The 11,255-nt window shown below is 34.2% G+C and carries 9 protein-coding genes; 1 reads left to right on the top strand and 8 read right to left on the bottom strand.

Features of this window, described 5'->3' with window-relative positions; translation table 11 throughout:
- Positions 1–504 precede the first annotated feature (504 nt).
- The 8 genes from eptA to B0A80_RS18265 all read right to left on the bottom strand — a co-directional run bounded on the left by eptA (position 505) and on the right by B0A80_RS18265 (position 10,233).
- Positions 505–2,031 carry a phosphoethanolamine--lipid A transferase EptA gene (gene eptA / locus B0A80_RS18230; RefSeq protein ID WP_070905565.1) on the bottom strand — a complete coding sequence of 509 codons (1,527 nt, stop codon included), beginning with the start codon at positions 2,029–2,031 and terminating at the stop codon, positions 505–507.
- Positions 2,012–2,839 (bottom strand): phosphatase PAP2 family protein, encoded by an 828-nt coding sequence (locus B0A80_RS18235; protein WP_026109970.1) that lies wholly within the window; start codon positions 2,837–2,839, stop codon positions 2,012–2,014. The genes eptA and B0A80_RS18235 overlap by 20 nt, the downstream gene beginning before the upstream one ends.
- 896 nt (positions 2,840–3,735) lie before the next feature.
- Positions 3,736–4,803 (bottom strand): proline racemase family protein, encoded by a 1,068-nt coding sequence (locus B0A80_RS18245; protein WP_089078229.1) that lies wholly within the window; start codon positions 4,801–4,803, stop codon positions 3,736–3,738.
- Positions 4,796–5,770 carry a bifunctional Delta(1)-pyrroline-2-carboxylate/Delta(1)-piperideine-2-carboxylate reductase gene (gene lhpI, locus B0A80_RS18250; RefSeq protein WP_089078230.1) on the bottom strand — a complete coding sequence of 325 codons (975 nt, stop codon included), beginning with the start codon at positions 5,768–5,770 and terminating at the stop codon, positions 4,796–4,798. The genes B0A80_RS18245 and lhpI overlap by 8 nt, the downstream gene beginning before the upstream one ends.
- A gap of 160 nt (positions 5,771–5,930) precedes the next feature.
- Entirely contained in the window at positions 5,931–6,059 is a 129-nt protein-coding gene (locus tag B0A80_RS21100) for a hypothetical protein (protein WP_262487855.1), read from the bottom strand.
- A gap of 139 nt (positions 6,060–6,198) precedes the next feature.
- The gene (locus B0A80_RS18255; RefSeq protein WP_035746451.1) at positions 6,199–6,654 is read right to left on the bottom strand and encodes an MgtC/SapB family protein; all 456 of its coding nucleotides are present in this window, start codon (positions 6,652–6,654) and stop codon (positions 6,199–6,201) included.
- 36 nt (positions 6,655–6,690) lie between these two features.
- Positions 6,691–7,572 carry a bestrophin family protein gene (locus B0A80_RS18260; protein WP_089078231.1) on the bottom strand — a complete coding sequence of 294 codons (882 nt, stop codon included), beginning with the start codon at positions 7,570–7,572 and terminating at the stop codon, positions 6,691–6,693.
- 264 nt (positions 7,573–7,836) lie between these two features.
- Positions 7,837–10,233 (bottom strand): TonB-dependent receptor, encoded by a 2,397-nt coding sequence (locus B0A80_RS18265; protein WP_089078232.1) that lies wholly within the window; start codon positions 10,231–10,233, stop codon positions 7,837–7,839.
- A 571-nt stretch (positions 10,234–10,804) separates the two neighbouring features.
- On the opposite strand from B0A80_RS18265, the gene B0A80_RS18275 reads away from it, so the two are divergent.
- Entirely contained in the window at positions 10,805–11,086 is a 282-nt protein-coding gene (locus tag B0A80_RS18275; protein ID WP_089078233.1) for a SymE family type I addiction module toxin, read from the top strand.
- The last annotated feature ends 169 nt before the right edge of the window (positions 11,087–11,255 follow it).

Below are 11,255 nucleotides of genomic sequence, written 5' to 3' on the forward strand. Positions count from 1 at the left end.
TATTGGTAACAACAAATAAACTCACTAAAACTGTGATTTTTAAGCGTAATTCTACCTGTTTTAATTAGTAGAAAGCAGATTTTTTATCCCTCTGATCAAAAAAATTAAAATAAGGCTGTTGAGTAATTAATACAAAAATCATTTAACACATAGAAACATAGATTCTCCTAAAAAAGTAAGAAGTGAAATGTAAAACGCCCTATTTTTAATAAGAGAGTCTATGTTTATGTTTTTAAAAAACAGCCACGGATTAACGGATTAAAAAGATTAGAAAATCTGCAAGATCTACATGTAAAAAAATATTTAACGCATAGAGACATAGATTTTTTACAGGAAGAAAGTCTATGTCTCCATGCGTTAAAAATAATTACACCCAACGGGTTAAACTAAGTATTCAAAAGTTCTTTTTATAGTCAATATCAGCTTCTGTCGCAGCTGTTCCACTCAATTAGAAATGACTGAGATAACAAGTTACCACAGCTGCGACAAAACCACAAATACTTCTTATTTAAAAATGTTCATTTTCTCATCATAAACCGGACTTTCCACATTAAGAAATTTTAAAACACTATGAAAAACATGGTTTTGAGTTAATGTTTCATTAGGCTTAAGCTGTTTTGAATGATCAGATACCCAAACAATAAACGGAATCTCATATTGTTCCTTAGGGGCAATGCTAATAGGCACACCGTGCATATAAAGATTTTTCTCTCCTAAAGATTCTCCGTGATCTGAAACAAAAATCATGGTACTTTTGTATTCTTTTAGTTCTTTTAAATCCTCAATTACACTATGAAGTATATAATCGGTATACACAATTGTATTATCATAAGCATTAAGAAGTTCATTTTGAGAACATTTACCCAATTCAACACTATTACAGACTGGTTTAAAAGTCTCAAATTGTGGTGGATATTTTTTACTGTATGTAGGTCCGTGACTTGTACTGGTATGGAGTACAATTAGTATTTTATTCTTTTTACTGGCCTGAATCTGCTCTTTTAATCCTCTTAGTAAAACCTCATCATAATCGCATTCCACACCTTTACAATCGGCTTTTAATGCTTCCTTGTTTTGATAGTTTTTTATATGAACTGGCGGTTCTCCCCAATTGGTCGTTCTCCAAATGACCTCAACATTATTTCGATATAAATAATTAGGCAAAATTTCATAGAGATCATCACTGTTCTTATGCTCTAAAATACATTTTACACCTGCAGTAGTATATGTAGCACAAGAATTGGCATTAAAATGAAATACATTTTCTGTTTTGGAAAGTAACGGATTGGTGTTTTTCTTATAACCGTAAAGAGAAAAATTTTGTCTTCTCGCCGATTCGCCGATAACCAAAACTACAACCGATTTCTCGTTGTCTTTTATAACAGCATTGGGCAACAAAATTTCCTTTTCATTTTTCTTGAACTTATGAATGTAAAATAGCGGTGTATTAACCGAATAAGACCATGGCATTGCAAGACCTCCAAGTCGTTTCGAATTTTTGTCAATCCAAAGCCAATTGCTGGCATTAACAAATATCAAAACGGCAATAAATACTAAAGTTACTGAAGAAGTGATTGAAAACTCCTTCAATGGCACCTTAGTTATTTTGACCTTTGCAATGTAAATACTCGGAATAATTCCAAGAAAAATTACGTACAAAATTACTTTAAAAGAAAAAAAACTGCTGGATTCTTCGTAATTGGTATTCAAAATATTGCCAATCATACTTTCATCAATGATGACACTATACGTATTCACAAAGTAGACTGCAATTGAACTAACAATAAAAAACAAGATCAGCAAAACTTTCCCAACATGACGAGAGAGCGAAAACAAGAGGTATAAAACAAATGCATTAAGCACCAGCATTAAAATTACCAAACTCACAATCAAAACAATACCATTGAAACTTTTATAATCGACATTGTTAAAAACAAAGCTGTAAAATGGCAGGTGGAAGAACAAAAAAATCAAAAAACTCATCAATAGAACAAAATGAGTTATTCTTAAATTATTTTTTAACGTAAACATAAGTAATCTTATAAAGTGAGACTGCTAAGCTAATAAACGAAAGATAATATATGATCAAATTTTCTTTAATAATTTTGCCGACCAAGCAAATACAACAAATGATAAACAATGCAATAAAAATGGGATAGTATTTATCATTGTTGATCCAGGCCCCTATTTTATATTTTCTGCTGATAAAAATACCTGAGATTCCGGAAATATACCCCAGAATACTTCCTGTAATTACATCAAGGGGATAATGTGCCCCTACAGCTACTCTTGTAAATGCTAAAATAAATCCTATTGTAATGATCGATACGGACCACAGAACTTTAAATTTCAATCGCTGTGGCATAAAGGCAAATAAGATAATGGTCAATACAGTAAAAACTACAATCGAATGTCCTGAAGGCAAACTATTGAAGCCACATAATTTTCTTCCCATAATACATGTAATTTCATTATTAAAAATTACGGCAGGTCTTGGAACACCAAATATTGCTTTTAACGGACAGGAAAATAAGAGCGAAAATAATAAACCCGACAGCAAAGCTTCCCATAATTTGGGTGCATAGAGTATAAAAAGGGCTAAGAAGGATAAAAAAATCGAAGCATCTCCAAGTTGAGTAAGATTGTATTGTAAATTAGGATAAAGTCCTAAATGGGAATTAATATAAAGAAAGGTGCTTTTTTGAATTTGTGCGTAATTATAAACACTTAAAGCATTCTCATAATAAAGGAACATTACAAGAGCAGCTAAACAGAATAAGGGCAAAAAATATAAGGAGAACTTAAGTTTTGAATAATTTTTAATAATACTAGTATTCATTGTGTTGTTTGTTATGGTAAATTTAAAGGCTGCTTATTTTTTTTAAGAGGAAAGCGATTTAACAATTATTGCTCATTCCCTCCGCAAAGTTTTGTAATTAAAATGAAGAGGAGATTAAAAAATCCATAACCGTTTAAGTGCCTATCCATCTTTTGGAGAAAAGTAAAAGATATACTAAATAAAATAACACAAATGATACCCCTTTACGTAAGGGAAATAAAATCTTAAAAAAGTAAATTGAAATGAAACTGGCAATTTTTGAGTACCAATAATAAAAAGCAGTTTGAAAGAAAAACGAAAAAAAAACAGAAACATTCGAAAAAACAGATAATTTACATAATCCGTCTTCCGAAACCTTGTTAATTTTTTTTTCGATTCTCATATAATAGCCTTTAATGACAAGTAAAGTAATGGTTCAATTTAGAAGAAATTTAGAATTTTGGGCAAAATAAATACTTTATTTAAAATAATCATATTTCCTAACATTTTATTAACGTAATAATTTTCTTTCATTTTGTTAAAATCAAATAATATCTTTCAATGACAAACCAAAAATCTTACAAAACCATCTTAAATATCGACCATAATGATACAAATAACGACATTTTTATATCTTAATTCAAACGCTACACTGAAACTCTTTAACATTTTTCGTTCTCTTTTAAAATCACTACTTTTAGATGGAATATCAAAAAAACGAAAAGGTCGTTAAAAATTGAATTGCTCCGGTTACATCAAAAAATAAAAATAAAAGATTCAATTTTTCTAAATTGTGTTTGAATAAAAAAAATCTCTCCATATGCTTTCAAATCAGGAAGCTTACGGAGAGATTTTTTATCCTTAGAAATTCCCAATCTTATACTAATTGTGATGCTGGATATTTTTTAAACGGATCATTATCTTAGTATAAAACCATTCTTCATCGGATCTTTCGGATCTATTAAAAACGTATTTACTCCTGTTACAAAAGCCGTTCCTTCCACTTGCGGAATTACAGCCTTGAAGGGGCCGAATTTTTCTTCTCTTACAAGTGATCCTTTAAAAGTACTTCCTGTGATACTTTCTATCGTAATAAGTTCACCAAAGTTTATGGCATTTCTAGTTTTTTCAATCGCAATTCTTCCGGAAACACCCGAACCAGTTGGAGAGCGATCGACTTCTCCATCGGCAAAAACACAAACATTTCGGCTGTGGTTAGCACTATTCAACGGTTCGTCGATAAAAATAGTTCCGTATAAAAAGCTCAAATCCTCCTCAAACGGATGCTGAATTTCGGCATCCTGCTTCATTACGGCATGTTTGATATCGACCCCGGTTTGAATAATGGTTCGGTAATTTTCTTCCGTTAATCCAAAATTCAAATGTGTATTTTTTCTCAAATCAACGTAAGCATAAAAAGCACCTCCATAAGCCAAATCATAAACGACATCACCAATCCCTTCAACATTTACAACACGATCTAAACCTACGGCAAAACTGGGCACGCAATGAAATCGTACTCCTGTTACTTCTCCGTTTACTACCGTGACAAACGAAAAAATCCGACCGCACGGAGCATCAATTTTCAATTCATTCTCACCTTCTTTTACTGTGATCCAGTTCATTTTTGCTGCCAAAGTACTTATCGCAATAATGGCATGACCGCACATACTGCTGTATCCTTCGTTATGCATAAAAAGAATACCAAAATCTGCTTCATCATCATTTGGCGGAAGTAAAATACAACCGTACATATCGGCATGACCGCGAGGTTCAAACATCAATGCCGTTCTTAAATAATCGTAATTTTCTTTTATATCTCTTCTGTATTCTAAAACAGTATTTCCTTTCAATTTCGGAAAACCGGAAACAATTACACGCAAGGGCTCACCCCCTGTATGCATATCAATTGTTTGGATCTGCAGTACGGAAGCGTCTGCTTTATAATCAGTATTATTAGAAATATTTTGGTAGGTACTAGACATTCTTTTGTGCTTTTAAATTATACGCTTCATAAAAATATCCGGCTGCGACAAGGTCTTCTAAAGCATGTCCAACCGATTTAAAATAAGTGATTTCAGTCTCAGAGATTCTGCCCGGTTTTGCAGTACTGCATAATTCAAACAAATCGGCTTTGATAGTTTCTTCTGTGATAATGCCGGTTGTTAGCGGAATCAAAATATCGCCGCTTTCCTTTAGTCCGCCCTGATAAGTATCCAAAAACAGGCTCGATTTTAGAACCGCTTCGTCATCGGCCTCACGCATATCTTTTTTGTATGCTCCAACAAGATCTAAATGTTGTCCTGCTTTCAGCCATTTTCCAAAAACAAGCGGAACGGGTGATAAAGTCGCTGACGAAATGATATCAACCTGAGAAATAACTTCTTCTATAGTTGAAACGGGTTTGCAAGTAAATGGAGAATTTTTGAGTGCATCGCAAACCAATTGTGCCTTTTCTATAGTTCTTCCCCAAACATAAACTTCTTTTATGGGTCTCACACTGGCATGCGCCTCAATTAAATTGATGGCCAATGCGCCTGTACCTATCATCAGCATAGACGAGGAGTCTTTTCTCGAAAGATAGCTGCTCGCCAAAGCAGAGGTTGCCGCAGTACGTTTGCCTGTTAGTGATTTTGCATCAAGAATTGCCTTTATATTTCCTTTGTGCCCGTCGAGATAAATATAAGTTCCCTGAATGGAAGGCAGGTCATACTTACCATTGTTGGGACTTACCGTCACTATTTTTACTCCTAAGTCTTTACCTGATTGGAATGCAGGCATTAGCAGCAGTGTAGAATCTTTACCTTCTTCGGGATTAGGATAATCATGATGATGGCGCATAGGCACGTTGATATCCGAAGTCGAAAACCCAGCCCGAAGTCTTTCTATAAGTTCTTTAAAATTACATTTTTCTTCAATAAAATGATCTGAAATAAGCGATATTGGTTGCATGTTTTTTGTTGAAATTTTATTAAAAATAGAAGTTTATTCCATCTTAATACTATTTCATGCGTAATCAGATAACATATGCCAATTTAGGGTTAACATAGTACCGATTAGTGAGTCTCACAATCCTAATTTATAAAAAACTTTCAACGCAAAGTTTCAAAACTTATTGATCCTTTTTGAAAAGCCCCGCTTTTAGATTTGAACCTGCTGAACCTTCGGCCAATTGCAGGTAATTGTGTTTGCTCTGGTCTTTTTCAATTTTTACAGTTCCCGTAGTTTGTACGTTTTCCATTTTTGTGACCAATGTTTTTTCTTTTTTAATTTTTTACTCTATTATAGATGAATTAAAAATACAATTTACATTGCTGAAAGAAATCTCTTTTTTATGATTCTCAATAATTTCACACTCAATACCTACCTGCAGATTTAGATTACTTTTTCAGATTTTTATCTTTAAATAATTTCTCTACAAACTTTCTGTACCATGAGAATTGATTAATTGTAAAAATAAAAAGTATAATGGCTGTCGAGCAGATGGCGATAACAAACATATTGAGCGCGATGGCCATACCTACAGCCGAAGTCGTCCATAAACCCGATGCAGTGGTTAATCCCTTAGGTAGATTTTTTTCATCTCTAAAAATAAGCCCTGCCCCTATAAAACCAAGTCCTGTTGCAATAGCTGCAAGCATTCTGGCAATAGCCGATTTATCCTCGGTGAGATGGGCAGCAATAGAAACAAAAAGACAAGAAGCTACACAGATACACGCAAAAGTTCGCACACCTGCATTCTGCTGTTCTCTTTCTCTCTCAATACCAATAATTCCTCCCAATAAAAGCGCCAACAGTAATTTGGCAGAAAGTAAAAGTTCAAATTCTATATCCATAATAAAATACTTTTTTAATGCCACATTGTAATTTTATTACATCTCGTAATAAAGCTCATTTTTTTCTTTTACTGGTATATTTTCTGCCCCTGTCATTTCAAGCAGATTGATCTCTATTGTTTTTGTAAGCGAAGTCATTGGTGTGTCAACAGGTGTATTTTCAAAAGGATCCTGCATTATAATCGCTGTTTTTTCTATGGAAATAAACAGAACAGGAATCAATATCGTTATAAGAATCTCTACCACCAGCTGTGAGTCTTCGAGTCCAAAAGGGAGTATAGCTGCAAATACATAGATCAGGGTATGAACTAATACACTATATGATTTTGGAAAAACGGTATTTTTTAAACGTTCACATTTGCCCATACTGTCGCAAAGTCTGGCTAATGTTTCATTTAACTGCACCTGTTTAAACTCTGAAATTAGTCCTTGTGATGCTAATTCTGCAATGTTCAGGGAGTGTTTATCCAACAAAGCATTAGGGATATTAGAGGCTTTGATCTGAAAAGCATCAAGATAAGTCTGCACCCTTGGTGAAAACGGCTGTTTGCGCAATGACTCTCCCAATGCATAAAGCCAGATGATCTGTCTTTCTGTAAAAGCATCAGCAATCTCTTTATTTTCTTTTGATGTAAATTGGATTATCTGCCGGATTAAAGTCCTAGAATCATTTACTATAGCTCCCCAAACGGTTCGGGCTTCCCACCATCTTTCGTACGATTGCGCTGTCCGAAAAGCAAGAAGAAGAGAAACCGCAGTACCCACTAATGCCGGAATACTTAACGGCAGAGATACCTGTTGAAATAAAGGATGCATGTCGAGCAATCCAATTAATATCGCAAATAGTACGATCAGTACAATCTGCGATCTGATCTCATTAACAAAGTACAAAAGTGATATTCTTCTATTTAATAACATAAGTAATGATTAAAAATTCAACAATTGATTCTGTATCAGACAATTCAAATATAAAAATTTAAATTGAGGTAAAAATTATTTATAGCTGTTACTTAGTCATTTGGACCGCCTATTATTAAACTTTGAAAGATCAAATTCTTCACGAAGGAATAACAAAACTCAAATCAGCCGAATTAAGTAACTAACTTCTGCAGTACTACATCAAACAAAAAAAGGCTCGAACATTACGTTCGAGCCTTTTTGCATTCAGTACTCTAAAAAAAACTAGAATTTATAAGTTAAACTTCCCATAACAGTACGTGGAGCCTGAACATTTATTGTCGTATAACCATTAAAATACAATTGGTCTGTTAAGTTATTTACTTTTAAAGACACTCTGTATTTTGGCTGATCGTAGTACAAAGCAGTATTAACTACAGCATATGACGGAAGCTCAAAAGTTTGACCAGGTCCATTATTGTAAATGTAGGTAGCGTCTCCGTAATTCCCTCCAAATCCTAAACCTAATCCTTTCAGTTTTGTTTTTTGAAGGTTATAGCTGAACCAGTAATTGATTAGATTTTCAGGTCCTGCAGTTACAGGTCTTAAATCATTTAATTTAGAGTTATTATTAGAGTACCCCACAAGAAGGTTCAATCCCGGAATTGGGTTAGCTGTAAGCTCTACTTCAAAACCTTTACTATATTGTGTTCCGTTTTGTATGCTCGCATTTGGAAGATTCGGATCTGCAATTACAATATTGTCAACTTTGATATCATAATAACTAAAAGTTGCGCTTACTTTATTCTGGAATGCATTCACTTTCACACCAACTTCAAGCTGATTTGCTTTTTCAGGATCAAACTGTTTCATTTCAAGCTTTCCGCCAACATTAGCATTTAAGAATCCTTTATTGGTAAAACTATTTTGGTAATTTCCAAAAACAGATACCTGATCTTTTACGATTTGATACACAGCACCAAATTTTGGTGAGAAGGCATTTTGCGAAAAATTGTCCGCTTTTGTATTCGAAGCAGGATCAAATGATCCTTTATTTTGAAAATGATCAAAACGTACTGCTGCCGAAAGAATTAATCTTTCTGTAATGTTGATTGCATCTGCTACGTAAACACTATATGTCGCTATAGAACTATTAGTGGTATAAGGAGCATTCCCTTTCCCGGTAAGTGCATCCTTTACATTTGTTGGGTTAAAGTCATAATAATTAGTCACTGCTCCTGTATACTTTATGGTATCAAACGGCGCATAACCCGGTAAACTTTGGTATAATAATTTATTTGAACCGTAATAGATATCACCACCTACTAAGAAGCGGTTTCTCATGGATCCAATTTTGAAATCACCATTAAAGTTTTGTTGGAATTCGATTGCGTTATCTTTTCCATTTGCATCCCAGGCGTTTCTTGAAAATTCCTGATCTTTCAAAAGGTAAAACCATGTTTGTAAACCACTTGCTTTATTAGAACTGCTGCTGAACACGGTTTGAGAAGTCCATTCGTCAGAAATTTGATAAAGAGCCTGCGCAAAAACGTTTAATGTTTTGGTGTTGGTCATAAATTCATCTCCTAAAAATGATCTTTTGAAATTAACATCCAAATTCTTAGCATTATTAACTCCTAAGTCAGCAATAGAAACTCCAAAAGGAAGATAAATTAAAGGCATACCAGAGTTGTCCTGATTTCCAATTTCGGCATCGATAGAGATGGTAAGTTTATCGTTTACTTTATAAGCAAAAGACGGCGCTACGAAAAAACTCTTTGAGTAACCGAAATCCTGAAAAGTATTCGCATTTCCAAAAGCAGCATTCAATCTGAACAATGCGGTATGGTCATCATTAATTGGAGTATTGATATCGGCCGTTAAACGGTTAAAACCATAACTTCCGTTTTGATATGAAATTTCTCCACCAAAATTATCATAAGGTTTTTTAGTTACACGGTTGATTAATCCACCGTAAGAAGAAACCACATTTCCAAAAAGCGTAGCTGATGGCCCTTTTATCACTTCGATTCTTTCTAAATTTACCGCATCAGTGTTACTGTTTACTTTTCCGGCAAGACCATTTCTCACTAAACTCTGAGTGGTAAATCCACGTAAAGAATACCATGAAGCTCCATCACCGGCACGATTGGTAGCTGCCCATAATTGATATAAACCCGGTACATTTTTTAATGCCTCATCCTGATTGGTTACCAACTGATCTTTGATCAACTCTTTAGTAACCACATTATAAACCTGTGCATTTTCAAGGTTTTTAATCGTCATCCTCGACACATACTGGCTTTCAGATTTGGTATATTTATTAGCATTCCCTTTTACAAATACTTCTGTAAGTGCTTCAGATGTAGTTAGCAGTGTGAAATTTTCGACAAGATTACTTCCTGCTGAAACTTCAACATTTTTTTCTTTAGATGAAAACCCAATTACCGAAACCTTCAGAATATAATTTCCGGGTCTGATGTTCTTGATCTCATAATTTCCCTGAGCGTCAGTGGTAGTTCCAATCTTTGTTCCTTTCAGTGTTACAGAGATATTATCTGCTGCCTCATCATTAGACAATGAAACCGTTCCTTTTATTGTACCCGTCTGTGCAAATGATGCAGAAGCCGTAAGCAGCATCATCAAACAGCCCAAAAGTGGCAATAGTACTTTTACTTTCATGTTATTTAGAATTATTTTTAATAACGCAAATGTATTATTTGTATCAAATCAAACCAAATTATTTTGAATTATTCTAGATAACAATCCTGTTTTGATACTTTTAAGTACTATTTTTCATTCTTTTATTAGAAAAAAAGCAATATTCATTTTTTCTAATAAAATTAAATCAGAATCTTTTGATGAACTCCATCATGTCCCCGATGGTTTTTATATCTTCTTTTTGAGTGTAACCAAGCCCTCTCTCCTTTTCAATATGCAATAAACTGATTAACATCGCTTTTTGCAATCCGTTTAATGGATCACTACTCGTATCAGGTTCAGGAAGCAGATTTTTCTTTCTTCGTTATCAAAACACAAAGATACTTTTAGTACTTTTGCCCCGACTAACATTTTTACGAAGGCGACTTTGCTCGCTATGAACATTGCGGGCTTTTTTATGCCCGTACATGTCACTATACGCGGTTTCGGTACCTCCGTGTGGAGCGTTAATGCGCCCACAGCCTTCGAAAAGGTGTTAGTCAACGGGAAAGGCTGAAACCGTATTTTTTTTGGCCCTAAAAAACTTTCTGCAATGACTAACACAGAAAAAACAAAGCACGCAGAGGCAAAAGATGCCATCTCTGCCACAAAACGAACCCCTAAGATATTGACTGTTCGTCACGTTAAAACGTATTCTTTTTACAGAGCATCGCGTTGCCCATCTATTTTCAGGCCCCAGCCTAAAGAACTTCCACAAATTCGTCTTTCCGGTAATTGGTTACAAAATGCGGGATTCACTATCGACAGGAATTTGACCATTACCGTAATGAAAAACATGCTGATTATCAGACCAGCGAAAGAAATTAAAAATTGATTCTAATATTCACAACAAACCCCGCTGAAATGTGCGGGGTTTAGTTTTTTTTATGATCTAGCAATTCAAGATTAAGATAATTCCTATAAATAATAAATATTTTCCATATCCGACTTACAGAAAATATTATTGTAAACTGTCCATTTTTTTAAACTTTTCTATATAGTCC

Source organism: Flavobacterium tructae, from assembly GCF_002217475.1.
Classification (GTDB): Bacteria; Bacteroidota; Bacteroidia; order Flavobacteriales; family Flavobacteriaceae; genus Flavobacterium; species Flavobacterium tructae.

Bases quoted from the DNA above. Each gene is read 5' to 3' on its own strand.
- B0A80_RS18275 (WP_089078233.1), top strand. From the start codon at position 10,805: ATGACTAACACAGAAAAAACAAAGCACGCAGAGGCAAAAGATGCCATC.
- B0A80_RS21100 (WP_262487855.1), bottom strand. From the start codon at position 6,059: ATGGAAAACGTACAAACTACGGGAACTGTAAAAATTGAAAAAGACCAG.
- B0A80_RS18265 (WP_089078232.1), bottom strand. From the start codon at position 10,233: ATGAAAGTAAAAGTACTATTGCCACTTTTGGGCTGTTTGATGATGCTG.
- B0A80_RS18255 (WP_035746451.1), bottom strand. From the start codon at position 6,654: ATGGATATAGAATTTGAACTTTTACTTTCTGCCAAATTACTGTTGGCG.
- eptA (WP_070905565.1), bottom strand. From the start codon at position 2,031: ATGTTTACGTTAAAAAATAATTTAAGAATAACTCATTTTGTTCTATTG.
- B0A80_RS18245 (WP_089078229.1), bottom strand. From the start codon at position 4,803: ATGTCTAGTACCTACCAAAATATTTCTAATAATACTGATTATAAAGCA.
- B0A80_RS18260 (WP_089078231.1), bottom strand. From the start codon at position 7,572: ATGTTATTAAATAGAAGAATATCACTTTTGTACTTTGTTAATGAGATC.
- B0A80_RS18235 (WP_026109970.1), bottom strand. From the start codon at position 2,839: ATGAATACTAGTATTATTAAAAATTATTCAAAACTTAAGTTCTCCTTA.
- lhpI (WP_089078230.1), bottom strand. From the start codon at position 5,770: ATGCAACCAATATCGCTTATTTCAGATCATTTTATTGAAGAAAAATGT.